The organism is Acetobacter tropicalis, assembly GCF_001580915.1.
Taxonomy (GTDB): Bacteria; Pseudomonadota; Alphaproteobacteria; order Acetobacterales; family Acetobacteraceae; genus Acetobacter; species Acetobacter tropicalis.
This window is the reverse complement of sequence record NZ_LHZQ01000196.1, coordinates 1-25,151: the sequence shown is the minus strand read 5'-3', so window position 1 is coordinate 25,151 and position 25,151 is coordinate 1. Positions and strand designations below refer to the sequence as shown.

Here is a 25,151-nt window from a genome sequence, read left to right as displayed (position 1 = left end):
GTCCCCAAACAAAAAAGGCCGGAGCGCCCGAAAACAGCGCTGCGGCCTTCTTTTACCGAAATACAAGCCTCAGTGCTGCACCTTAGGGTGATGTTATACGCGTAGTCGTATTGGATGCTGTATCTTTGTGAAAAACATCTGTTTTGACAACAAACGCATTATCACCCCGATCGAGATCGGGAATTTTATGGTCAGGGTCTAGCACGGCTGAACGGATTGCCTGCTTGCCGGGAATTTGCAGTGTAACATCGTTCGTCTGGTACCATGTTTCCGTTGGAATCAGCACTCGCGCTGAGCTTCCATCCATCCAGGTAACAGCAAGCACGACGGGCAGAGGTAGCCATCCCTTGTTTTTTACATGCACCAATGCCCCTTGAGAGGGGTTACCGTTCACATAAGACACCGACCGCAGTGCATAATCAGGCCCCCAGTTTTTAAAATACCATCCGCGCCAGAACCAGGAGAGGTCTTCTCCTCCTTCACTTTCCATCATCCGGAAAAAATCTGACGGTGTGGGATGTCTGAACGCCCAGAGAGCAATGTAACGCCTGAAAGCGCGGTCAAAACGCTGGGGCCCTAATATTTCTTCTCTCAACAATTGCAGTCCGTAAGCACCCTTAAAATATGTTACCGGATGCCTATATTTTTCTGGCACAAGGTCTGCCGCAGTCATCAGTGCCGGCGCACCTTCATCTTTCAGCACAGGGACGATATCGTCCGCCGGCTGGCCAGTCTGTGGGGCAAATTCCACATCATGTTTGGGGGCAAACTCCCCATGATTAAAATGTTCTGACGCATACATATCAATAAACGTGTTGAAGCCTTCATCCATAAAGGCGTGACGACGTTCATTGGAGCCCACAATCATGGGAAACCACCCATGCCCGAGTTCATGGGTGGTCACCCAGAACAGTTGTGCGCCTGCATCCTCTTTTCCATCAAAGACAATGCCGGGATATTCCATGGCCGCACCATGCCCACCCACATTCACAGCATTAGGCCATGGATAAGGGTACCACTTTCCTGAAAAATACTCGATCGCGTGTTTGACGTAGTCTGTGGACCGATCCCACTTCTTCTCTCCAGCGGCTTCTGCCGGATAGACGGACATTGCCAAACGTGGAAGCGGGCTCTTGGTATCAGCCCCTTCCAACGGTGGTAGATCCAGCTTTGCGGCATCCCATAAGAGGGCTGGAGAGGCCACAAACGCCACGTCCCGTGTGTTGCTCATGTGGAAGCGCCATGTTTGCGTCCCCTGCTGCACCTGCTCAACCAGTGCCTTCACATCCGCTTCCGTGCGGATCAACACACGTGTTTCACTTTTGGCGGCATCAGCCAGACGACTGCGTTCCTGTGCTGTCAGTACATCCTCCGGATTTGTCAACGCACCGCTGCCAACCACCAGAAACCCCTTGGGCACGGTAACACTGTAATCAATATCACCGTACTCCAGATAGAATTCCTGCCCCAGATAAGGGGCCGTATCCCAACCTCTGACATCATCATAAACAGCCATCCGGGGATAGAACTGGGCAATCTCGTAAACCTCCCCATCCCGGTCCTGACTGTACGCCGTACGGCCACCCCATTCAGCAGGGATAGGATAATGCCACGAAATTTTAAGAATGAGTTTCCCCCCATTTGCAGTGAGAACCCGTGCCAGAGGCACCTGCATACGGGTATCAGAGACAAGGGGTGAAACAGGAGTTTCCTGCCCATTATCCTGCACAACCACCGTATCAATCACCACCCCATCTGTATGCTGACGCAGCCACCGTGGCGTGGCAAAGGAGGCCCGTGCCCCCAGAGCATACAAATTCTGGTCAAGTTGCACCCACAGAGAGGACAACGCATCCGGACTGTTATTGGTATAGGTGAGTGTTTCACTGCCAGAGAGCACATGTGTGGCAGGATCAATCTGGACATGAATGTCGTAATCAGCGCGGTTTTTCCAGGATTGAGGTCCTGGCGCACCGCTGCTGGAATGATAGACGTTTACGGGCTGTGGGTAGGCCAAAGGCGCGAATATCTCACGGGCATCCGGTTCCGCTGCGTGAGCGGCCCAAATGGGAAGGGCGACAGCAAGAAGGCCGCTTGAAAGGCTGAGCCGCTGGTATCCAATACCGCCACAGGAGGCCAGATAATCCCGTAAAAACCTGAACACCGCCACACTTATCCCCTTTCTGAAAATCAGCTTTTTCTTATCAAGCCCTAACCCTAACCCAGTTTTTTTACAGCCCATAAATACAGAAAGGAGAAAAGGGCTGCCCCTTTCCTCCTTCCTTGCTGCTGTAATATCTTGAAACCAGAAACCTGATGAAGAAGTCAGCGTTTATCGCAGCTTTCCGTCAGGGAATTAAAGAAACGCCCAGCACTACAACGCACGACATCAGAAGGCTGAGAGACAGTCTGGGGCGCAGCACCGGAATAAACAGGCTGCTGATAGGATGAATACGCTGGATCTCCCACCGGCTGAGAAGACGCGCCTCCATAGTAATAGCTTTGAGGGGCGTAGATATTCTGGTTTTCGTATCCATCATAAGAAGACGCTACGGCACTTCCTACAGCCAAGCCAAGAACGGAACCGAAGACGAACGGAGCGCCCCAACCCCATCCCCAGCCGCCATAGGGGCCAGCTCCCCAGCCCCAACCTGGATATCCACCCCACCCCCAACTGTAATAGGGATATCCCCATCCGCCGTAACCCCAGCCAGGACCTCTGCCCCAACCGCCGCCCCAGCCACCGCGGCCACCACGCCAGCCCATACCACCCCGGTAGAATCCTCTTCCTCCGGGGCCTCCAAAACCCGGGCCTCCAGGCCTAAAGCCTCTCCCCCCAGGCCCGCCAAAGCCGGGACCACCGGGGCGAAAGCCGCCACCGCCAAACCCGCCGCCTCTAAAGCCACCGCCTGGCCCCATACCACCACCACGAAAGCCTCCCCCGCCGCCGCGGAATCCACCGCCGCCGGGGCCGCCACCATGAAAACCGCCGCCTCCCGGCCCACCACCCGGATGCGCCAGAGCCTGCGCCACAGGAGCCAGTCCGATTGCCAGAGAGAGGCAAACCGCCAAGCTATATTTGAATGATGCTTGTTTTTTCATGATCCTCCCCCCGCAGGGTCGATATCCAATTCCACCTGACGTCAGTTTGTCCAACCGAGCCAGTGGTTCCTTATAAAAAGATGGGGCTTTTGACACTGCGTTTCCATCCCCATCCAGTCTTACAGCATGGAATAATAACGCTATCCGCAGTAAACGTTCATCTTACCTACGGCTATACGGCAATCTGATGGCGTATAAAGATAAGAACATGAAAGAAACGGCCCAAAACATGAGGTTTAAGCCACAAAGACAGGGGGAAAACCGATACAGAACCAGCATGACAAAGCTACCTTCAGCCAGCCGCCAAACCCTTCACCAGACTGATCTGGTAGCGTTTTGAATGCTCTTTCAAATGACTGGAAGCCGATGGAAGCCAAAAGATTTTAGGGCTGAAAAAGCGGTCTTACCATCACGCTACAGTGTTCTGGGAGCACAAAGATCCTGCCTTTTAAACGCCGTTAAAACGTAAGAAGACAAAGGCGGCAAAGGCATTCGGGATTAAAAAGGACTATCAGTTCTCAATACCGCTGACACTCGAAACAGCCGCTGACAAAAAACCCACAGAACATCCAAATGCATTCTATGGACATGCAATATGTCGAAACTATTGCGGCCTATGCCCCTACAAATGACTGCACCGGCATTTATTATTTTTCAGGGAAAAAGTCTGGTCGGAGTGAGAGGATTCGAACCTCCGGCCCCTGCGTCCCGAACACAGTGCTCTACCAGGCTGAGCTACACTCCGATGACCTGCACGGGGCTATACCGCTCTCGTGCCACTTTAGCAAGAGCAGAAACGCAGGGAAACGCATTTCTGCTCCCTTTATCGCGTCTTACAGTTGCCCGGCGGGTACTTTCTGCTGTGCTGCTTGCGGCTGAGAAAAAGCCAGTGCGGTCTCAATATCCGGCACAGTCTGAATCATGGCACGGGAAACCGGCTCGGCAAATCCCTGCGCCACCGCAGCATCCAGCATGGCAATGACATGATCAGCCCAATGCGCCACATTCACCAGAATAATCGGCTTTGCATGCTGGCCAAGCTGCTTCCATGTCAGAATTTCCATCATCTCATCAAAGGTGCCAAATCCACCCGGCAGGATCCAGAAGGCATCCGCACGCGAGAACATGATCTGTTTGCGCGCATGCATGGAGTCCACCACAATCAGTTCTGCCACGCCCTCATGCATTTTTTCACGGGTTTCCAGAAAATCCGGAATAACACCTGTTACAGTGCCCCCGGCTGTCAGCGCTGCGTCTGCCACCACGCCCATCAGGCCATGTGCGCCACCGCCATATATCAGCCTGACGCCCTGCTCCGCCAACACCTGCCCGGCCTCCTGAGCTGCCTGCCGATAAAGCGGATTATTTCCAAACCGGGATCCACAAAACACGGCAACAGCACTCAGCATTACAGGCATCGGCTTTTTCTCCTCTTGCAAGATGATGCGTTACTGTCTCACGCCTGTTCAGGAAACGCCAGCCGTATGATGCTGCTGGCGGCCTTTCACCACCACACACAGCATCATTCCCAACAGGCAGCAAAGGGCAGTTATCTGAAACAGCACACCATACCCCCATAGCGGTATAATCAGCCCCAGAAGAGGGCCGGAAATGCCAATGGCAATATCCAGAAAAACAGAAAATGCACCAATGGCAGCCCCTCTGTTTTCAGGCCCGATCTGTTCGACCGCCCCAACTCCCAACGCAGGAAACAGAAGCGAGAACCCGGCCCCGGAAAGAGCCGCACCCACATTGGCCCAGAGGGGGGAATTGCCCCACGCCAGAACGGAAAGCCCCAGCGCCTCCACTAACAGAGAGACAAAAGCCACAGCCATGCCACCGCGCTTTGCAATCTGGGATGTAAAGACAAAACGGGTCAACACAAAAACTGAACCGAACAGAGAGAGGCCTATTGCCGCTCCGCTCCAGTTCTGATCTGCAAAATAAAGTGCCAGCAAGGCGGAGATCGCCCCAAAGCCGATTGACCCGGATGCAAGCGCCAGACCATAGGGCATCACACGCGAGAGAATATGGAAAAAGGAATGCGGCTTGGTTGCTGGCAAAGGTGTGACGGCAGGCTGACGATGCGCCAACGGTAAGCCTATCCCCATCAATGCTGCTGAAAGCAGCCCTACCCCGCAAAAACCTCCAAAAACGGATAAGGAAGGAGCATGATAAAGAAGGGTCGCAACCGGTGCTCCTAACGCAATGCCGCCATAGGAGCAGATGCCGTTCCAGGAAATGACCTGAGCTGTGCGCGCCACACCCACGCGCCGAATATTCCAGACAATGGCCGCTGTAGCCACCCAGCTTTCCGCAAACCCCAGAATGATACGGCCTACAATTACAAGAAGCAGAGCCAGGGCCGGAAGAGAGGTCAAAACCCCTGCTATAGCCAGCATCACCCCGGAGACTACGCCCGCCGCAAGCCCAACCTGCACCACTTTCTTGGGCCCAATGGTATCAATCCTGCGGCCAGCTCCTGCGCGTGTGGCAAACGTGGCCAGATACTGCACAGAAACAGCAAAACCCGCCATGGCAGAACTGAAACCCAGTTTCTCCCGCACAAACAACGGCACAACAGCCATTTGCAGGCCAATAACGGTGTAACAAAGCAGCGTAAAAAGCACGACCGCCAAAATAGTCATCAGGACGGAGGGCGAACGTACTGGCGTAACAGACATGATAAAACCCTTGAACAATCCGCTTTTGCTGTCTCTTCACACACTCCCCCGGCTTATGCCAGAACGCGGAGAAGTGCTTTTTGAGAAAGAATTCTGTTAAATATGATCTTCCCGATACCGGAAGATGGAACTACGCGTCATGACCACGTCATCCCCCGATGCAGGCGGATACCTCGTCCTCTCATCCCGCATTGCTTATGAAAACCCATGGACCCGCGTAAGGGAAGACATTATCCGCCGCCCCAATGGGAAAGACGGGCTATATGGCGTGGTTGAACGGGGTCAATTTGTTGTGATCCTGCCGTTGGGCCGCACAGACGATGGCAAACCAACAATTACGCTGGTTAACCAGTATCGTTACCCTATTGGCAAACGAATGTGGGAACTCCCCATGGGGATGTGGGAATCCCGCCCGGATGCCTCCCCCGCAGATGTTGCGGCAGGAGAACTACGGGAAGAAACTGGTCTGATTGCACGTACCATGCATCACGCCGGAGAAGTGTATCAGGGCGCAGGATATTCCACACAGAAAGGGCACGTCTATCTAGCCACGGATCTGACCCCCGGCCCAACAAACAGGGAGGATACGGAACAGGACATGACATGTCACACCCTTCTACTGGAAGAGGTTGAAGAAATGATCCGTAAAAACCAGATTACTTGCATGGTCAGCCTTGCCGCCTTCGGCATGCTTCGGGCTCAGAATCTTATTTGATCTTCAATTGATATAAGTGGTTTTTAAAAAACATCTTCCAGATCGGATAATGACCTGGAAGATACAAAATTTTTATTGAAAAGAATATTATAATAAAACAGGGTTTTAGAATGGCCTGACAATAACCATGATTACGATAATCATCATGAGCACTGTCGGTACTTCATTGGCAATGCGGTAATACCGTTCAGGATGCTGGTTCTGATCTTTTTCAAAATCCTTACGCCACCGCGCACAAAAACCGTGAAACGCAAACATTCCTAATAAAGCAGCCATTTTGCAATGCCACCAGCCCGCATGCCAATCGACAGCTCCGGGAGTCAGAACAAGAAGAACACCAAAAAACAGGCTTGAAATCATGGCAGGATTGATAATAGCCCGCAGAAGTCTACGTTCCATGATCTTGAACCGCGCACTTTCTTCCGATCCAATCTGCACCTGGCAATGATACACAAACAACCGAGGCAGATAGAACATCCCCGCCATCCACGCCATGACAGACATGACGTGAAACGCCAGAAACCAGCGTGTCCAGGGCAGGAAGGCTTCAATTGTCATGCCAGACGTCCCTGCGCCTTCAAGGCTTCTTTCAGAAGGGGTGCAAATTCACAAAGATGATGAATAACAAACAGATTTGGCCAGTCAGGCACCTCTTCACCTGCCTTGCGCAGTAGAACGCACATCATCCCGGCATCAATTGCCGCCCGTGCTCCTGTGTTACTGTCTTCCAGAACAACACAGTTTGCAGGAGCAACCTGTTCTTCCTTTGCCGCATGCAGGTAAACATCCGGCCGCGGTTTGGGTATTCCCATATCCCGTGCAGAATGAATGCGTCCTTCAAAATACGGCGTCAGATTGGTGGCAATGAACTTGGCATCCATTTCCTCAACAGAAGAATTGGAACCAACCCTGACAGGCAGACCAAGTTTTGTAACATCTTCAAGCATGGCATAGACACCGTCTATCGGCTCCACGCCCTGCTTCATGGCGGCGACAAAACGAGCCTGCGTTCTGGCAGCCCAATCCGCACCAAGAGATTTTCCGGTTTTCTGCTCAATAACATCCTGAATACTGGGCAGCGCCATGCCGGAAAACGTATCAACGGCCAGATCATCCGGCACGTCCATACCTGCTGCTCGCGCTTCCTGAGCACTGATACGGCAGCATGTTTCCTCACTGTCCACCAGAACCCCGTCACAATCGAAAATGACAAGTTTCAGGCTGCCATCAGCGGAAAGAGCAAGAGGAGAAGCCATCATGCTGTCTCCCTGACTGTTTTAACCAGATCAGCAACATGTTCCACAGGCGTTTGCGGCAACACGCCATGACCAAGGTTGAACACATGAGCCCGGCCTTTACCCGCATTTCTGACTGCCAGCGCTTCCCGTCGCATGGCCTCTCCACCTGCCAGAACGGCAATCGGGTCCAGATTGCCCTGAAGACCAATGGACTCCGGCACCTGCGCGCGCATCAGCGCCAGATCCGCACTGGTATCAAGTGCCACAACATCTACACTCGTTTCGCGTGCATATTCCGGCACCATCATGCCGCCCAGACGCGGGAAACCGATGATTTTCACAGAAGGATGTTTTGCTTTCACAGCCTGAACAATCTGCCGGGTAGGCGCAATAACGTGCTTACGGAATTCGGAGGGCGGAAGCAGACCAGCCCAGGAATCAAACAGCATGACGGCTTCTGCCCCAGCTTCAATCTGGGCACATAGGTAATCTGCCGTCGTTTCTGTCAGCAGAGCCATGATACGATCAAACAGCGCGGGTTCGGCAAACGCCATCTGCCGGGTAATGGCAAATTCACGCGAACCACCCCCTTCAACCATGTAACAGGCCACAGTAAAGGGAGCTCCAGTGAACCCCATCAGGGTTGTTGCTCCGCCCTTCGCCACACCAATATCGTCCGGGCCATCAAGAACTTTGCGCAGGCGGCTTAATGTTTCTAGAACAGGTGCGGTAATCTCCGCAATGCGGTTACGGTCCAGTCTGGCAAAATCCTGTTCGCTGCGGATAGCGCCCAGAACAGGGCCTTTTCCTTCAACAAACTCTAAAGACTGACCCAATGCCCAAGGCAGGATCAGAATATCGGAAAACAGGATGGCACCATCCATTCCAAAACGGCGGATGGGCTGCAATGTCAGTTCCGTGGCGATATCTGGCGTCATGCATCGCGTCAGAAAATCAGCCTGCGCACGCATGGCTCTGAATTCAGGAAGAAAGCGTCCTGCCTGTCTCATCATCCAAAGCGGTGGTGGCCACATGGCCTCACCATTCAGGGTTCTGAGAAGGCGCTTGGAGGGGGGGATTTCTGTCTTGCTGCTCATGCTCAGAAGTCCTGCACGTCTTTTTCCAGCCTGTCCACGCCCTCTTAACTATAAAAAAAGAAGATAGAATTGATTGTAGGGGTTAAGAGGTACTGTGGATGACGGGGTACCCACCATTCCAAAAATGTACCCCATCTTTCCCACAGTGTGTACAGATTGCAGAGTCTTGGAAAAACAGGGGTTTTTCGAGTTATCCAGAAAATACCCCAATGAGGCTGTGTACAACTCACCGGTTCATGACTCTTGCAGGTTGTGCACGGTACTCGGTACGGGCTTGTCATGATCGCCGTACAATCCACATGTACCCCGGTACTCAGGATAGTACTCACACCCCTATTTTTTGCTCAGTACCTGAAAGAGACTCGCTCACGTGACAGATTTAGTACTTAAGCCGACTCCATTACAGGACAAACGCCACGAACTAGTACTAGCCAGTATGTCTGCTATCAGACGAATAGTACTGGCCAATGCAGGATTGGCTTTTTCCATCAGACCCTCCTCTGTTGATGAAACGGAATTGAAGGAAGCAGGGCTGCGGGAGGGATGGCCTCCTGCAACAGTGGCCCTCCGTTTGGCGGAAGCAAAAGCTCTGGCGGTGGATATGCCAGATGCCTTTATCATCGGGGCAGATCAGATACTGTCTTGCCGGGGAGCTCTCTATGACAAACCAGAGGACAGACAGGTCGCCCAAGATCAGCTTCTGTCCCTGCGTGGGCAGACACATACGCTGCATACAGCAGTTGTGGTGTGCCGTAATGGCCGTGTGCTGTGGCAGCATGTGTCTGAACCGCACCTGACCATGCGGTTATTCTCTGATGCGTTTTTGCAAACCTATCTGGAAGAGGAAGGAGAGCGGTGTCTGGCCTCTGTCGGGGGGTATAGGGTTGAAGGACCTGGGTTGCATCTGTTTGAGAGAATAGAGGGAGATCACACTGCTATTCTGGGTCTGCCTCTTTTGCCGCTTCTGTGTGCGCTGCGTGAGATGGGTGTCATAATTTCCTGAAAAAAGGGGCTTGCCACCCAGAAAAACGCCTTGTATTAGGCATGCACACACATACCACCCCCAAATGGTATGCTTGGAACAGTGTGGGGCCATAGCTCAGTTGGGAGAGCGCTTGAATGGCATTCAAGAGGTCGTCGGTTCGATCCCGATTGGCTCCACCAGTTCTCTCCCTCCCAATAAATTTTTTGTTGACTGTGATCTTAGGCAAAATTGTTTTGCTTGTTGGCCACAAAAATATGTGCGTCTGATGAATGAAGCTGCTCTTCTGCCGCCTGAGATGATCTTGCGCTGTTTTTGAAGCATCGCCTCAGACTTAGAACGCCTCTGTCCGTTAAAAATGTCTTCATAAAAGAAGCAAACGAGGCCTCCGGTCGTTCTTTAGAGAGGAACCGCACAGAAGTCTTGGCGGGCAGCGTATCTCTTCAGTCTAGGGGTGTTCAGCGGAAGGAGAGTGGTGTGTGCTAAGGGAACTGCTTTTTGCTGTTCTGGTCTGCGCCTCTCTTTGTTCTGATCTGGCTGGACAAAACAGGACGGAGAGACAAAAGAACAATTTCTTCCTTTTTTCGGGTCTGATTTCATACATGACACGCTTCTCTCCCCCAAAAACGTTGCCTAGCGGTAGTTTTACCCCTTGGCTGATCGTGTTGTTGGGGTTGGTAACGGCCATTGGTCCGCTTGCAACAGATATGTATCTTCCGGCTTTTCCGGAAGTGGAGCGTGATCTGGGCGGTGGTCCGGGGTCCGCACAGTTTACACTGGGCGCGTGGTTCTTCGGGCTGGCGATAGGCCAGTTCTCCCAAGGGCCTCTTTCTGATCGCTTTGGCAGGCGCGCACCGCTGGTGATTGGTCTGGCAATTTTTGCCGTGGCGTCTGCGGGTTGCGCCATGGTGCAGAATTATCACCTCTTCTGTCTTTGTCGCTTTCTTGGGGCCGTGGGCGGTTCAGCCAGTGCTGTGATTCCCCGTGCCATTGTGCGGGATGTGGCAACAGGCAAAAAGGGCGCCCGCATCATGTCGCAATTGACGCTGGTGTTTGGCGTCATGCCGGTTCTTGCTCCCAGCCTTGGCAGTATTGTGCTCAAGTTTGGCAACTGGCGGTGGATATTCTGGGTTGGCGCGCTTTATGGGGTTGCTGGCATTGTTGGTATTTTGCTCTCCCTGCCCGATACGCTGGCCCCTGAACGGCGGATTGCGTTTTCGCCGGTCAGAATTGCAAGCCGCTATATTCTGATCCTCAAAGAGCCCGTTTTTTTCTCCAATGCGTTGCTGGCCACGTTTTCCACCTTTGTCATGTTTGCCTACCTGGGCAGTGCACCAGTGCTTTTTGAACAGGTGCTGCATTTCTCCGCTGGGCAATTCGGCCTGTTCTTTGGCGTCAATGCTGCTGCCTTTATTCTGGGGACACAGATAAATGGTCGGCTGGTGCATAAATTTGCCATGCCCTTCCTGCTGGAAGCAGCTCTTCTATGGGCGCTTGGGGTTGGTGTGCTGTTTGTTGTACTAGCACTTGCCGGTATTGCCGGGGAACATCATCCCATTCTTACGTGTGCGCTTATTACCAGTATTACAGGGGCTCTGGGCTTTATTGGACCCAATGCCACAGTAATGTCCTTTTATCATCATGGGCATCATGCGGGCAGTGCCTCGGCCATGCTTGGAACCATGCAGTTCAGTATCGGTTCACTGAGTAGTGTATTGGTGGGAATGCTGCCGGGCGGTAGCGCTATACCAACAGCAATTGGCATGATGACAGGAATCCTTGGTATGGCGGCGGCTGATCTTATGCGCCGTCGCGCTCCGGCCATCGGGACGGAGGATGACTAGGGTTTCCTGATTGTGTCTTGAAAAGGAAGAGGCATGAAACAGCAGGCGATCGAGCAGACACATTTGCCCAGCCAGAAGAAACAACGCAGGCTTTGCTCTTGTTTCTCAGCCCTGCTGCTTGCGGGGGCCAGCTCTTTTATGATGTCAGGTCTGCCAGCCGAGGCAGCTACTGCAACGACCCCCGTTTTGCTTGACCATGTCAGGCTGTTTGATGGCACAGATTCTCCTGAGCAGGAGGATATGGCTGTTCTGGTGAAAGGACAGTCCATCGCGGCAGTCGGCCATAGTGGCACGGTCAAGGCGCCAAAAGGGACCAAGCGGATCGATCTGTCCGGCAAAACGCTTATTCCGGGGCTGATTACCAACCATAGTCATGTGGGGGTGGTCTCTGGAACAAAAGTGGGGGCGGAGAACTTTACAGTTCCTGTGATCAAGGCCGCACTTGATCAGTATGAGCGCTATGGCGTGACGACCGTAACAGCACTTGGCCTGACCAAATCGCCTCTGTTTGATGATCTTCGCAAAGCCCAGCATGCCAACACGGATGGCGCTGATCTGTTCGGGGTGGATCAGGGCATTGGTGTGCCGGGCGGCATGCCGCCGGAGGGGATGGTCAAGGTTGGGAAAGACCAGATTTTTCGCCCCTCAACGGCGGAAGAAGCCCGTCAGGCCGTGGATACCATGGTCAGCGAAGGCACGGATATGGTGAAGCTGTGGGTGGATGATTTCCGTAACGGTGTAAAATCAGCCAAGCCCCTGCCCGTCATGAAGCCGGAGGTCTGGCAGGCTGTGATGGCGGAAGCGCATGCCAAAAATGTGCGGGTGGCTGTCCACATTCATGATCTGGCTTATGCCAAAAAGCTGGTTTCTGCGGGCGCGGATATTATTGCCCATGGTGTGCGTGATGAACCCGTGGATGATGAACTCATCTCTCTGATGAAAAGCCATAACGTATGGTATGTGCCAACAATCAGCCTGGATGAAGCGACCTATCTGTTTGCCGAACAGCCGGCCCTGCTGAATGATCCCGTTCTGAAGGCGGGCCTGAGTGAAGACCTGACCCGCCAGTTCTCCGATGCAGCATGGCGGGACAAAATTGTTAAGTCACCTTTGGATGCGGCGTCTCATAAAGCTGTCGCCATGAATGAGCAGAACTTGCTGGCCCTGTATAAAGCGGGAGTCAAAATCGGGTTTGGCACGGATTCCGGAGCTGCGCCTGTCCGTATTCCGGGCTTTGCCGAACATCGGGAACTCAGGCTGCTGGTTGAGGCTGGGCTGACACCGTTGCAGGCCCTCCGGCTGGCAACCAGCCAGGCTGCGGCTTTGCTCAATCTGTCTGACCGTGGGGTCATTGCCCCCGGCAAGCGGGCGGATTTTGTGGTGCTGGAAGCTGACCCTGCCCAGAATATCGCGGCGGTTGATCAGATCAGCGCCGTGTGGCGCGGCGGCGTGCGGGCTGATGGCCCACTTGTGCCGCGGTAACGCGCAGCGCATTAAAAACTGCAAACAGAACAGGCTTCCGTAACGCTGCGGAAGCCTGTTTTTTGTTTGTATGAAGCATGCTGCCCTGTTGGCAAAAGAGACACCGCCGAGAGTGCTTCAGGCTGGAGAAGGCTAATAAATCGTTTTCCGGCTTCTGACAGCTTTTAACGGGGTTGCTGCGTTTGCTGTGGCGGCTTGCCGTAGATTGCTTCTGTTTCCGGAATAACGGAATGGCCATCGCCCTGATCCAGCGGTCCGTTGGCCGCGTTGGCAGGGGTAAGGGCTTCATACCGGTCTTCAGGCTTCTGGGGCTTTTCTTCTGGCAACTGGCCGTTGGCGCGGGCTATGTCTTCGCGTTCTTCCTGTTCCTTGGCACGGCGTGCTTCCGCTGGGGCCGCTTCAGGCATGAAACGGCCGGGGCGCTCGTAAGGAAGATCAATATTGTCACCTTCAATTTCTCTGTGACAGCCCCCCAGAAACGGGAGGGAAAGGAGTGTAAGGCCTATCCCCACCAGAAAACCGGAAGAATGGGGCCGCATGCCGGTTGTCCGGTTGGGCCGAGCCAGAGAAAAACGATGTATCACGGAAGAATGGTGTCCTGCCGCAGGTTAGCCTTCCAGGTGACGCGCTTCCTCAGGCAGCATGACGGGAATGCCATCACGGATAGGAAAAGCCAGATGGGCTTTCTGACTGACCAGTTCGTTGGTTTCAGCATTATAGGTCAGCGGCCCTTTGGTAACGGGGCAGACCAGCAGGGAAAGCAGGCGCGGATCAAGTGGGGCGTGGGTTTCAGCACCAGACATCAGGTATCATCCATACAAAATCATCATGAAGGCGGCCCCTCATCTTCCGGGCCAGCCAGATCAAGCAGCATCTGTAGCACACGCACACGGTCTGTCAGCGTGCCAGCATCAAGCAATGCCTGTTTTTCAGCCGGAGGGAAAGGACAGATCATGGGTAGGGTGACCAGGAGAACATCATCTCCCATCTGTTCAATGGCGGACCAGCGTGCGCCCAGCCCCCGTTGCTGGAAATACCGGCGCATGGAATCCAGCAGTTTCTGGCGATCAAAAGGCGCGGAAGGAAGCTCGCTGAGGTCAGATGCAAAGGAAGACGCATCAATCCGGGCCTGCCGGTAGCCGCGATGCAGCCCGGTCTCCCGCAGAAGCCGGAACCGGGCAATGCCGCTGAGCGTGATAGCGTATGTGCCATCAGAACGTTCCGTAAAGGAGGTTATCCGGCCAATGCTTCCAATATGGTAAAGCGGAGGCGCGTCATCTGTTTCTGCATCTTCCTCCTTCCAGACGGGTTGAATCAACCCAATCAGCCTGTGGGAGGCCAGCGCATCTTCCACCAGCGCAATATAGCGCGGTTCAAAGACGTTCAGAGGCAACTTTCCCCGCGGCAGCAGCAAGACACCGCTGAGTGGAAAAAGCCCGATCTCGGCCGGAATATCGGCCAGTGTCAGGTCAGACACCCGCGGAATGGCCCGCGGGATGTCCTCGTCATCAGGGAAATAAGAAGCCAACGGTCCGGATATCAGGAAAAAAGGAGGGAGGAGAGCTTGCGGCGGGCCGCAAGGGTGGCAGGGTCATCATGCCCCCAGGCTTCAAAGAAGCGCAGCAGTTGCAGGCGGGCAGCCCCTTCTTTCCAGTTCCGGTCAGCGCGGATCACGGCCAGAAGTTCATCTGCGGCTTCTTCCCGCTTGCCAGCGGCGTTCAGCCCGGTGGCCAGTTCACAGCGTGCATCATAATCGTTGGGGTTAGCGGCCAGACGTGCCCGCACTTCCTCCATTTCCTCGGCGGCTTTGCGGCCTTCCTTTTTCAGTTCAAGGGCCGCGCGGGCTCCCACAACTTCCGGGGCTTCCGCAATTTTGGCAGGCACATCCGCCAAGGCGGCTGCGGCTGCTTCTTCATCATCAAGCGCCAGCATGGCGCGGATCAGGCCACCCCATGCCTTGGGGTTTTCAGGCTCTTCCCCAATTACGGCGGAATAGAGCTCGGCAGCGTGCTCAGGGCGGCTGGTTTCCAGCGCCACATTGGCCTGCTCAAGCAGTTCGGTTGCGGGCATCGTGCCACCACCAGCGGCTTTCAGCACGTTTTCCACAAATTTCTTGATCTCGCTTTCCGGCAGGGCTCCCTGGAACAGATCCAGAATCTGCCCTTTCCAGAAGGCGGCAACCAGCGGAATGGACTGAAGCGGCAGACCAACCTGCGCCAGCTGGGCAGTCAGCGCCCGATTGGCTTCAATATCAATTTTGACCAGACGCAAACGGCCTTTGGCAGCCGTCACCACTTTTTCCAGCACAGGAGCAAGCTGTTTGCACGGTCCACACCAGTCGGCCCAGAAATCCACCAGCACAGGCACGGTGCGGCTTGCTTCAATCACATCCTGCATGAAGGTGGCCTGAGAGCCATCAGAAACAAGCGGGGCAGAAGCCTGAGCGCCCACGCCTTCATTCTGCGCGCCGGGACGGGACTGGCCGATAATATGGTCCATCTGGTGTTATCCTTGCTCAAAACTGCGGTGGAGGCATGCAAAAAGCGCTCCACATTTTGCGGCATGCGCCGCGCTTATCGTTCTAGATGGTCAATCAATCGTCCCGGTGCAATGGGAATTCAGGCAATCCATGCCCATATGGGCAGATTAAGTGTGTTGGGCAGCATTCCCATACAGCATGGGTAAGGGCTACAACAGCAACAGGACAAAACAGGAACGGCGGCGAACCCAAGATGGAAAATACCCCTCTGCCCGGTCATCAGGCCATTCGCGTTCGTGGCGCGCGGGTGCATAACCTCAAGAATGTGGATATTGATATCCCGCGGGACAGCCTGACCGTGATGACGGGCCTTTCTGGCTCCGGCAAATCTTCTCTGGCGTTTGACACCATCTATGCCGAGGGCCAGCGCCGGTATGTGGAAAGTCTCTCCGCCTATGCCCGCCAGTTTCTGGAACTGATGGGCAAGCCGGATGTAGATTCGATTGAAGGGCTTTCTCCGGCCATTTCCATCGAACAGAAAACCACCTCAAAGAACCCGCGCTCTACCGTAGGCACGGTGACAGAAATTTATGATTACATGCGTCTGCTGTGGGCGCGTGCCGGAGTGCCGTATTCCCCAGCGACCGGTCTGCCCATTGAGGCGCAGACCGTCAGCCAGATGGTTGACCGGGTGATGGCACTGCCGGAAGGCACGCGTCTGCTTCTGCTTTCGCCTGTCATTCGGGACCGTAAAGGAGAATACAGAAAGGAACTGGCCGAACTGCAACGCAAGGGTTTTACCCGCGTGAAGGTGGACGGCACGCTGTATGAAATTGGTGATGTTCCTTCCCTGAACCGCAAGTTGCGGCATACGGTGGAAGTGGTGATTGACCGTATTGTGGTTAAACCCGGTCTTGAAACGCGGCTGGCGGACAGTTTTGAAGCCGCGCTGGAACTGTCAGATGGCATTGCCTACACGGAAGAAGTGCTGCGTGACAGTGATGCCACGCCAGAACGGCTGGTATTTTCCTCCCGTTTTTCCTGCCCGGAAAGTGGGTTCACGCTGGAAGAAATTGAACCCCGGCTGTTTTCCTTCAACGCGCCGCAGGGGGCCTGTCCATCCTGTGATGGGATTGGCACGGAAACCTTTTTCAACCCTGCACTGGTTGTGCCCAATCCGTCTCTTTCCCTGAAAAAAGGCGCCATTGCGCCTTGGAAAGATGCAAAATCGCCTCTGCTGGACCAGACATTGCAAAGCCTGGCCGAGCATTTTGGCGTCAGTATGGAAACCCCGTGGAAAGATCTGCCGGAAAATGTGCAGAACAGTATTCTGGATGGTAGTCTGGAAGATGTGACGTTCACGTATAAGGACGGCAAGAAAAGCTATAGCGTAACCAAGCCGTTTGAAGGGGTGCTCGGAAGCCTTTCAAGGCGATTGGCCAATACGGATAGTATGTGGGTGCGTGAAGAACTTTCACGCTATCAGTCTGAAAAGCCCTGTCATGTCTGCAATGGCGCACGGTTGCGGCCGGAAGCGCTGTGCGTGAAGGTGGCTCAGAAAACCATTGCGGAAGCCAGTGATCTGCCAATTGGCAAGGCGTTGGACTGGTTTGATACGGTGCTCCCCACCCTGACACCACAAAGAGCAGAAATTGCTCGTCGTATCCTGCGTGAAATTCTGGAACGTCTGCAATTTCTGGATGATGTAGGGCTGGAATATCTGACTCTCTCCCGTAGTTCTGCCACCCTTTCTGGTGGCGAAAGCCAGCGTATCAGGCTCGCCAGCCAGATCGGGTCCGGGTTGACCGGGGTTCTGTATGTGCTGGATGAACCCTCCATTGGTTTGCACCAGCGTGATAATGAACGCCTACTTGGCACATTGGACCGTTTGAAAAAACTTGGGAATACTCTGATTGTTGTTGAACATGATGAGGACGCCATTCGCAGTGCGGACTGGCTGATTGACATGGGGCCCGGTGCGGGCGTCAATGGCGGTACAGTTGTGGCTGCCGGTACGCCTGAACAGGTTGCAAAGTCACCAGAAAGCCTCACTGGTGCGTATCTGTCTGGCCGCAAGAAAATTGCTGTTCCGGAAACAAGGCGTCCGATTGATAAAAAACGGATTCTGACAGTTGAAGGCGCAAGCGGGCATAATCTTAAAAACGTAACTGCACGCTTCCCATTGGGAACATTTACCTGCGTGACTGGTGTATCTGGCAGCGGCAAGTCCACGCTGGTGATTGATACACTTTACAAAACCCTCTCACGGGAACTGATGGGGTCTTCAACCACACCGGAACCCTGCAAGGCGATAAAAGGGATAGAACTGCTCGATAAAATTATTGATATCGACCAGTCTCCCATCGGGCGAACACCGCGCTCCAACCCGGCAACTTATACGGATCTTTTCACCCCTATTCGTGACTGGTTTGCCGAACTACCTGAAAGCAAGGCGCGCGGCTACAAGCCGGGCCGTTTTTCCTTCAACGTCAAGGGTGGTCGTTGTGAAGCCTGTCAGGGCGATGGTGTGCTCAAGATCGAGATGCACTTCCTGCCTGACGTGTTTGTCACATGCGATACCTGCAAGGGAAAGCGGTATAATCGGGAAACGTTGGATATCAAATTCCGTGGCAAATCCATTGCGGATGTTCTGGCCATGAGTGTTGATGAAGCCGTACCCTACTTCTCCGCCCAGACCCGTATTCGGGACCGGTTAAGCATTCTGCAAAAAGTGGGCTTGGGGTATGTGGCGTTGGGTCAACAGGCCACAACCCTTTCGGGTGGTGAAGCTCAACGTGTTAAACTTTCCAAGGAACTGGCACGTCGGGCGACAGGCCGCACGCTTTATATTCTGGATGAACCAACCACAGGACTGCATACGGAAGATGTGCGGAAACTGCTGGAAGTACTGCATGCGCTTGTTGATCAGGGCAACACTGTTGTAGTGATCGAGCATAATCTGGAAGTGATCAAAACCGCGGACTGGATTGTGGATGTTGGCCCCGAAGGAGGAGATGGTGGTGGTCAGGTTGTGGCTGAAGGCACGCCTGAAGAGATAGCCGCCTGTCCTGAAAGCCATACAGGCCGGTTTCTGGCTCCTTTACTTCTTAAAAAACCTGCTAAAAAAACAACTAAGAAGAAAAAATGAGAATGCGGCGTTTATCTGGAAAAAACACGTGGCGGCACATGGCTGCGTGTTTGCTGTGCAGTGCGGGCATTGTCGGGAGCACGCTCCCGGTCTGCGCGGCATCCTCTTCCGTTCTGTTTGAGCAGCAGACCTGGAAAGAAATTCAGGTTGATATTGCAGCAGGTACTACCACAATAATCATACCTGTAGGGGGCACGGAGCAAAGTGGCCCCTATATTGCGGTAGGTAAACATAATACGCGGGCGCTGTATCTTGCACAGCAGATAGCACAAAAATCGGGACATACTCTTGTAGCGCCGGTTGTGGCTTATGTTCCGGAAGGAAGCACCTCCCCCCGAACATCTCATATGCGTTTTCCGGGCACCATTACAGTTTCTCCTGATGTTTTTGAAAAACTTCTTATCTCCGCAGGAGAAAGTTTTCAGGTGCAGGGATTCAAACTGATAGTGTTTCTTGGAGATCATGGTGGCTACCAGAAATATCTGCAAAAAGCAGCAGAAACACTCACGCGAAAATGGCAGGGAACAGGTGCAAAAGCAGTGTATGCTGCTGGCTATTACACCGTCGTGGCGCATCAATATTCAGATTGGCTGAAGCAGAAGGGATATGGCAAGGATGTTGGTATGCATGCAGACATCAGTGATACCTCGCTCATGCTGGCAGTTGATCCCTCAATGGTAAGAGAGCAGGCTCTGCGGGCTTCCGGAGTGCCCTCTACGGCTGAGGGTATATATGGTGGAGACCCACGCCGTGCATCGGCCGCATTGGGTCAGGCTGGACTTGCCATGCAAGTGAATGCAGCCGTGCAGGCTATTGAACAGGCCCGTGGAAGGTAGCGCACAGTAAAGGAGAGGCTGTTTGAAAAACCTGTTTGGTTGGTTTCGTTTTTAGGAGCCAGATGATGTGTTTTTTAGGTAGTTCTCTTTCGTGTGGTCATTGGTTTTTTTCAGATTCAAAAAAGGTTAACACGTCCTTGACGCACGATGTTTTAAATAGGCTTTAAGAAAGTTTTTACAGATTTAGGTGGAAATAGACGCAAAAAAAAGCATGTGCTAAATAGTACGTTGTTCACTAAAATAGTACAAAAAAGGTACGGTCTGTAATATTATGGTAGTAAAAAGACATCTGGCAGCCGCAACGGCTGTTCTTGTTGCTTTGGGCACGGGATACGGCGTTGCCATGGCGCAGGAAGCCGCTCAGTCCCCTGTGCAGACTCCCCCGTCTGCTACCATTCCGTCGCAGCCCGTTTCTGCGGCACCTCCTTCTGCACAACCGGTATCTGTTCCGGCTTCTTCTTCCTCTGCGGGTGAGCCTGTTATTTCAGGTGCTACAGCTCCGGCTGTGCAGACCATTCCCGGCATGCCCGCCGTTATCAACCCGAACAATCTGTATAGTGAAACAGGTGCAGGCCATATCGCTCCGCAAATTGCACAGGACCCGGCCCGTGTCTATGTGCCCAATCTGCGCTCCAATGATGTGTATGTGATTGACCCTGCCACATCCAAAGTGGTTGACCGTTTTCCCGTTGGTAAAAGCCCGCAGCATGTTGTGCCCTCATGGGATCTGCGCACCCTGTGGGTTACAAACAATGCAGAAGGCACCACCAATGGTAGCCTGACACCTATTGATGCGCATACGGGCAAACCCGGCCCCAATGTAGCGGTGGATGACCCTTACAACATGTATTTCACACCCGATGGCAAATCCGCCATTGTGGTGGCTGAGGCGCGTAAACGGCTGGATTTTCGTGATCCGCATACCATGGAGCTTCAGCAGTCTGTTGAAACGCCGGACTGTAAAGGCGTGAACCATGCAGATTTCTCTATTGATGGGCGCTATGCTATTTTCACCTGTGAATTTGGTGGCCATCTGGTGAAAGTTGATACTGTAAACAGGAAGGTTCTTGGATACCTGAAGCTTTCAAGTGGGGGGATGCCACAGGATATTCTTATCTCTCCTAACGGCAAGACATTCTATATTGCTGACATGATGGCAGATGGTGTGTTCTTGGTGGATGGCGATACTTTCCGTGAGATCGGGTTTATTCCAACTGGAATTGGAACGCACGGACTTTACCCAAGCCGGGATGGCACTAAAATGTATGTTGCTAACCGTGGGTCTCATAAAATCCATGGCAAACCGCGCAGTAAGGCGGGTGGCGTGACGGTGATTGATTTTGCAACCAACAAAATTGTTGCAAACTGGCCTATTCCCGGTGGTGGTAGCCCAGATATGGGGAATGTCAGCGCAGATGGAAAAACACTTTGGCTGTCAGGCCGTTTTGATGATGTTGTTTATGAAATTAACACAGAAGATGGTTCCATGCAGAAAATTCCCGTGGGGGCTGAACCTCACGGTTTGACTGTATGGCCGCAGCCAGGTCGCTACTCTGTGGGGCATACAGGTATTCTTCGGTAATTAGGTAAGACGTTTCGCGAGAATGGGAAAAACCCTTCCTTATTCAGGAAGGGTTTTTTATGGATAATTCGGAGAAAGTCTTTTTAAAGCACCTTTCCCGTCTGTCTTGTCAGGCGTTCAGATAAATGGTCTTGGTCTGCACATAGGCTTCAAGGCCGTATTTTCCGTCTTCACCACCAAGGCCGCTATCCTTGTAACCATGATGGAAACCTTGTGGTGCTTCCCCGCCTTCTCGGTTCACATAGACTTCCCCAAAGTGAAGATCAGAACTGATCCGCATGATACGTTTCAGGTCATTGGTGAATACATAAGCTGATAGGCCATAACGGCAATCATTTGCCTGGCGTAAAGCATCATCATAATCTGAAACTTTTGTCAGCAGCATGACCGGACCGAATACTTCATCTTTAACAATATCCATGTCTTCACGCACATCTGTCAGCAGCGTAGGAGCATAGAAGAAGCCTTGATTATACACCCCACCTTTCAGGCGCTGGCCACCGGTTTCCAGTTTCGCACCTTGTGATATGGCTTTTTCAACCATGGCATGGACTTTCTCCAGCTCAAGCAAGCTGACTTTCGGTCCCATGTCTGTGGATGGATCCAGCGGATTCCCGACTTTCAGAGAATCAATTTTGTTTCTTACCAATACGGAAAATTTATCATAAATGGCAGAATGGACGTAGGTGCGTTCATTGCTGGTACAAACCTGCCCCGCATTGGTGAAACGGGCAAGAACAGCCGCTTCCGCTGCTTTTTCCAGATCAGCATCTTCCATGACGATAAAAGGTGCTTTGCCACCCAGTTCCAGTCGCACTTCTTTAAGAGTGTTGGCAGCAGCGGCCATGATCTTTTTGCCAGTGGCGGTGCTGCCGGTCATGGTAATCAGTTTAACCCCGGGATGTTCTACCAAGGGTGTACCAACATCTTTACCATCACCCGTTACCACATTCAGCACACCGGCAGGGATGCCTGCTTCCTCAGCTAACTGTGTTGCTTCCAGCGCTGCCAGCGGGGCCAGTTCATGAGGTTTGATCACAATGGTATTGCCTGCCGCCAGTGCAGGAGCAACCTTGCGGGTGAAAAGGGCCAAAGGGAAGTTCCATGCAGAAATTCCACCAATTACCCCATGTGGTATTTTTTCCAGAAGAATTTTCTCACCCGGGCGGCTGCCGGGAACAATATCACCTTCCAAGCGTCGGGTATTTTCGGCAGCAAAGCGCAAAAGGCCTGCGGCAAAACCGACTTCCACCTTTGCTTCTTTCAGCGGTTTGCCCATTTCACTGGAAATAATGCGAGCCAAACGGTCAGCATCCCGTTCAAGCAGGGCCTTGAATGCATAAAGTAAATCCGCACGTTCTTCAGCCGTTTTACGGCTCCATGCAGAAAAAGCAGCGTTGGCAGCATTTACGGCCTGTTCAACGTCCTTCTTACTGCCATTAGAAACCTGTGCGAGCACATTTCCAGTGGCAGGACTTTTGATTTCCGTAAACTTATTACCAGATGCTTTTGTCCACTTGCCGTTAATGAACAAACCATAGTGCGTTTTGTGATCTGTGTTGGTCATTTAAATATCCTTCTTAAAAGATTTGAAAAGGATTAAGAAACGCTTAAAAAATTAGTCAGATAGAGCGCATGGTACTTTTTATTCGTGATGCTGGATATCTCACCATCGGCGCACGTGCCGCCTGTATGGCTGGAATAGGGCTTATGGTGTAAAGTGCTGCCTCAATCCAGAATAAAATACCGCTATCTATCTTTCTTGTTTTCAAACAGTTCCTTGATTTTCAAATCATTTTTCCTGACATGATTTTATGAGGACTCATGTCTCGCTTGAGTGACATGCTTTCACAGGGCATGTATAAAAGAAAGTGATTTAAAAAGAGCAAAAACATCATTTTAAGTGAGGATGAGAATGTACGTTCCCAAACTGTCTCAACTCCGTTTTTTTTGTGCTATTGTAGAAGGCGGTACTATTGCAGCTGCCGCTCGCAAGATGAACTGTGTTCCCTCTAATATTACGATGCGCCTGCAAGAATTGGAAATGGATATTGGGCAGGATCTTTTTGTAAGAGATCGTAAAAAATTGCTTATTACGCCAGCAGGCCGCCTTTTTTATCGGGAAGCGCGGGAAATTGTCAGTCGGGCTGAGCGGTTGCCATCTCTTTGGTCCAAGCCAAAATCACGCGGTATTCTGAAAGTCGGCGCGTTAGATGTTGCGTTTCTGACATGTCTTCCCAAACATGTGCCGCAGTTTATAATGGATCATCCTGATGTGGAACTGAACGTTTTACAGCATTCAAGCTTTGTTTTGGAAAGAATGCTGAGTGAGGAGGAAATTGATCTCGCTATTACGGATGGACCTGTTGAGAATACACTGCTGGAAGGATCCTTTGCGTTCCATCAATCTCTGTATTTGGTTATGCCGCAGCATATCAAGAAAATAACACCGGAGATTATGAGAAGTTCAGATATTTACCTATTTAATAGGGATTGTTTTTATAGACGGTGTGCAGAATTATGGATGGACCAGAAAGGATATCAACCCCGCTCGGTTCTGACCATGGAATCCTATGATCTGATTCTTTCCTGTCTGGATGTAGGCATTGGGTTGGCGTGCATGCCAGAGAGTGTTGTGGCTCAGTTTCGCACGCATGGCAGAAAACTGAATATTCTTAGAATGGACGGTATTGGACCGACAGATGTTTACTTTGTCTGGAGAAAGCACGCTAAAAATAACATTATTCAGGCTTTTCTGGACTACATGAGAGAAGACTGAGACGCCTTCTCTACTATGAGGAAGATAAATGCCAGAAAGCCATCTAGAATCAGAATGATCAGCTTAAAAAAAGCGCACAATAATTAGAAATAATTAAATGTAAGTAAGGGATAACTCTCCTATATTTTCACATTTGGCGTCAAGTCTGTCTCCTTTCACAATACGGCTTACACCCGCTGGTGTGCCCGTCATGATCAGATCTCCAGCTTCCAGCCGTACTGACCTTGAAAGCGCGGAAATTATTTCTGGAATAGACCATATCATATCGTCAATTTTTCCAGACTGTCTGATCTCACCATTCACTGTCAGGGTGATTGCGCTGTGGGTCAGAGCGGGAGTGTGAGAGGCTGGTTTGATTGCAGAAACAGGACAGGATGCATCAAATCCTTTAGCAAGGCTCCAGGGTCTTCCTGTTTTCTTGGCTGTGGCTTGAAGATCACGCCGTGTCATGTCCAGCCCCACGGCATATCCATAGATGTGACTGAGTGCGGTATCAGGAGAGATATCTGTCCCCCCGCTGCCGATAGCCACAACAAGCTCCACCTCAGGGTGCAGGTTATCGGTTTGAGGCGGGAACGGAAGGACAGAATCCTGTGTCACGGCATCTGCTGGTTTTGAGAAGAAAAAAGGAGGATCACGGTCCGGGTTGCTACCCATTTCTCGGCTGTGTTCCGCGTAGTTTTGCCCGACACACCAGATACGCCGAACGGGAAAATGGGCGTTTTCTCCTTGGATGGGGAGTGTGGGGACAGAAAGCGGAAAGAGTGTTGGTGTACTGGATGTTGGCATGGAGAGAGTGTCCTGAAAGAGAGGGCTGGAACAGACGGTGTAAAACCAGATCAGAGCAAGAAACGCAGGCAGGGGAATAGCGTACCGGTTCAAGGAAAACTGCCAATGCACATTTTCTTGAAAGGGGGTGTTTGTTTTGGCTCCGAGATATCTCGACAGATGACACTGTGGGTGCTTCAACACTCTTACGTTAAACATGCGGCCGTTTTGTTGTTAGGCCAACGCAAGAAGGCCGCATCAGAAGGAGACACGTTTTTCCATGTCTTTAAGATCTTATTTTCTTTCATCTGCCATACTTATGGGGGCAGCAGGGATAATCGGCGCTTCTGGGCCTCTACAAGCCAAAGCCCATGCGGCAGAGGTTTCGGGTCAGCCCCAACCCCAACCCCAACCC

General features: G+C 52.4%; 21 protein-coding genes and 2 tRNA genes. 9 read left to right on the top strand and 14 right to left on the bottom strand.

The features are described from left to right. Positions 1-82: 82 nt before the first annotated feature. The 5 genes from AD944_RS06755 to AD944_RS06735 form a co-directional block, all read right to left on the bottom strand. On the bottom strand, positions 83-2,164 hold the full coding sequence (locus AD944_RS06755) for a M1 family metallopeptidase (RefSeq protein ID WP_373317160.1): 2,082 nt from the start codon (positions 2,162-2,164) through the stop codon (positions 83-85). 161 nt (positions 2,165-2,325) lie between these two features. After that, a complete protein-coding gene (locus AD944_RS16335; RefSeq protein ID WP_081938996.1) occupies positions 2,326-3,102 on the bottom strand; it encodes a hypothetical protein in 777 nt (258 codons plus the stop codon). 668 nt (positions 3,103-3,770) lie between these two features. Then, positions 3,771-3,847, bottom strand: a tRNA-Pro gene (locus AD944_RS06745). Between the two features lie 88 nt (positions 3,848-3,935). Next, the gene (locus tag AD944_RS06740; RefSeq protein ID WP_035378958.1) at positions 3,936-4,520 is read right to left on the bottom strand and encodes an LOG family protein; all 585 of its coding nucleotides are present in this window, start codon (positions 4,518-4,520) and stop codon (positions 3,936-3,938) included. A gap of 48 nt (positions 4,521-4,568) precedes the next feature. Further along, positions 4,569-5,786 (bottom strand): MFS transporter, encoded by a 1,218-nt coding sequence (locus tag AD944_RS06735; protein WP_045541799.1) that lies wholly within the window; start codon positions 5,784-5,786, stop codon positions 4,569-4,571. 139 nt (positions 5,787-5,925) lie between these two features. On the opposite strand from AD944_RS06735, the gene AD944_RS06730 reads away from it, so the two are divergent. Continuing rightward, positions 5,926-6,501, top strand: a complete 576-nt coding sequence (locus tag AD944_RS06730; RefSeq protein ID WP_035379001.1) for an NUDIX domain-containing protein — start codon at positions 5,926-5,928, stop codon at positions 6,499-6,501. 105 nt (positions 6,502-6,606) lie between these two features. Here AD944_RS06730 and hemJ read toward each other — a convergent pair whose 3' ends face one another. From hemJ to hemE, 3 genes are read right to left on the bottom strand one after another with little or no spacing between them, the layout of a single operon-like run. Further along, positions 6,607-7,059 (bottom strand): protoporphyrinogen oxidase HemJ, encoded by a 453-nt coding sequence (hemJ, locus tag AD944_RS06725; protein ID WP_035378954.1) that lies wholly within the window; start codon positions 7,057-7,059, stop codon positions 6,607-6,609. Then, positions 7,056-7,757: an HAD family hydrolase gene (locus AD944_RS06720; protein WP_045541841.1), complete on the bottom strand. Its 702-nt coding sequence runs from the start codon at positions 7,755-7,757 to the stop codon at positions 7,056-7,058. The genes hemJ and AD944_RS06720 overlap by 4 nt, the downstream gene beginning before the upstream one ends. Then, entirely contained in the window at positions 7,757-8,836 is a 1,080-nt protein-coding gene (gene hemE, locus AD944_RS06715; RefSeq protein WP_045541800.1) for a uroporphyrinogen decarboxylase, read from the bottom strand. The genes AD944_RS06720 and hemE overlap by 1 nt, the downstream gene beginning before the upstream one ends. A gap of 370 nt (positions 8,837-9,206) precedes the next feature. On the opposite strand from hemE, the gene AD944_RS06710 reads away from it, so the two are divergent. The 4 genes from AD944_RS06710 to AD944_RS06695 all read left to right on the top strand — a co-directional run bounded on the left by AD944_RS06710 (position 9,207) and on the right by AD944_RS06695 (position 13,144). Next, complete coding sequence (locus tag AD944_RS06710; RefSeq protein WP_045541801.1) at positions 9,207-9,839, top strand: Maf family protein; 633 nt, start codon at positions 9,207-9,209, stop codon at positions 9,837-9,839. Positions 9,840-9,924: 85 nt separating this feature from the next. Beyond that, positions 9,925-10,000, top strand: a tRNA-Ala gene (locus AD944_RS06705). A gap of 420 nt (positions 10,001-10,420) precedes the next feature. Then, positions 10,421-11,662, top strand: coding sequence for a multidrug effflux MFS transporter (locus AD944_RS06700; RefSeq protein WP_045541842.1), 1,242 nt, complete (start codon positions 10,421-10,423; stop codon positions 11,660-11,662). Between the two features lie 33 nt (positions 11,663-11,695). Beyond that, a complete protein-coding gene (locus AD944_RS06695) occupies positions 11,696-13,144 on the top strand; it encodes an amidohydrolase family protein (protein WP_179946468.1) in 1,449 nt (482 codons plus the stop codon). Between the two features lie 164 nt (positions 13,145-13,308). Here the strand turns inward: AD944_RS06695 and AD944_RS06690 are convergent, their stop codons facing one another. From AD944_RS06690 to AD944_RS06675, 4 genes are read right to left on the bottom strand one after another with little or no spacing between them, the layout of a single operon-like run. Continuing rightward, positions 13,309-13,728, bottom strand: coding sequence for a hypothetical protein (locus AD944_RS06690; protein WP_236709162.1), 420 nt, complete (start codon positions 13,726-13,728; stop codon positions 13,309-13,311). Between the two features lie 24 nt (positions 13,729-13,752). Next, on the bottom strand, positions 13,753-13,947 hold the full coding sequence (locus AD944_RS06685) for a Trm112 family protein (RefSeq protein ID WP_006557818.1): 195 nt from the start codon (positions 13,945-13,947) through the stop codon (positions 13,753-13,755). 23 nt (positions 13,948-13,970) lie between these two features. Beyond that, positions 13,971-14,672 carry an LON peptidase substrate-binding domain-containing protein gene (locus tag AD944_RS06680; RefSeq protein WP_006557819.1) on the bottom strand — a complete coding sequence of 234 codons (702 nt, stop codon included), beginning with the start codon at positions 14,670-14,672 and terminating at the stop codon, positions 13,971-13,973. 11 nt (positions 14,673-14,683) lie between these two features. Continuing rightward, positions 14,684-15,643, bottom strand: coding sequence for a tetratricopeptide repeat protein (locus tag AD944_RS06675; protein WP_045541802.1), 960 nt, complete (start codon positions 15,641-15,643; stop codon positions 14,684-14,686). Positions 15,644-15,876: 233 nt separating this feature from the next. Here AD944_RS06675 and uvrA point away from each other — a divergent pair, with 233 nt between their 5' ends. The 3 genes from uvrA to AD944_RS06660 all read left to right on the top strand — a co-directional run bounded on the left by uvrA (position 15,877) and on the right by AD944_RS06660 (position 21,189). After that, positions 15,877-18,771 carry an excinuclease ABC subunit UvrA gene (gene uvrA / locus AD944_RS06670; RefSeq protein ID WP_045541803.1) on the top strand — a complete coding sequence of 965 codons (2,895 nt, stop codon included), beginning with the start codon at positions 15,877-15,879 and terminating at the stop codon, positions 18,769-18,771. A gap of 38 nt (positions 18,772-18,809) precedes the next feature. Beyond that, positions 18,810-19,607 carry a creatininase family protein gene (locus AD944_RS06665; protein WP_045541845.1) on the top strand — a complete coding sequence of 266 codons (798 nt, stop codon included), beginning with the start codon at positions 18,810-18,812 and terminating at the stop codon, positions 19,605-19,607. 271 nt (positions 19,608-19,878) lie between these two features. After that, complete coding sequence (locus AD944_RS06660; RefSeq protein WP_045541804.1) at positions 19,879-21,189, top strand: YncE family protein; 1,311 nt, start codon at positions 19,879-19,881, stop codon at positions 21,187-21,189. A 109-nt stretch (positions 21,190-21,298) separates the two neighbouring features. On the opposite strand, the gene aldA is transcribed toward AD944_RS06660, so the two are convergent. After that, the gene (gene aldA / locus AD944_RS06655; protein WP_045541805.1) at positions 21,299-22,756 is read right to left on the bottom strand and encodes an aldehyde dehydrogenase; all 1,458 of its coding nucleotides are present in this window, start codon (positions 22,754-22,756) and stop codon (positions 21,299-21,301) included. Between the two features lie 348 nt (positions 22,757-23,104). Between aldA and AD944_RS06650 the strand changes: the two genes are divergently transcribed. Continuing rightward, positions 23,105-23,968 (top strand): LysR family transcriptional regulator, encoded by an 864-nt coding sequence (locus tag AD944_RS06650; RefSeq protein ID WP_045541806.1) that lies wholly within the window; start codon positions 23,105-23,107, stop codon positions 23,966-23,968. 93 nt (positions 23,969-24,061) lie between these two features. Here AD944_RS06650 and AD944_RS06645 read toward each other — a convergent pair whose 3' ends face one another. Further along, a complete protein-coding gene (locus AD944_RS06645; protein ID WP_045541846.1) occupies positions 24,062-24,757 on the bottom strand; it encodes a fumarylacetoacetate hydrolase family protein in 696 nt (231 codons plus the stop codon). Positions 24,758-25,151: the final 394 nt, after the last annotated feature.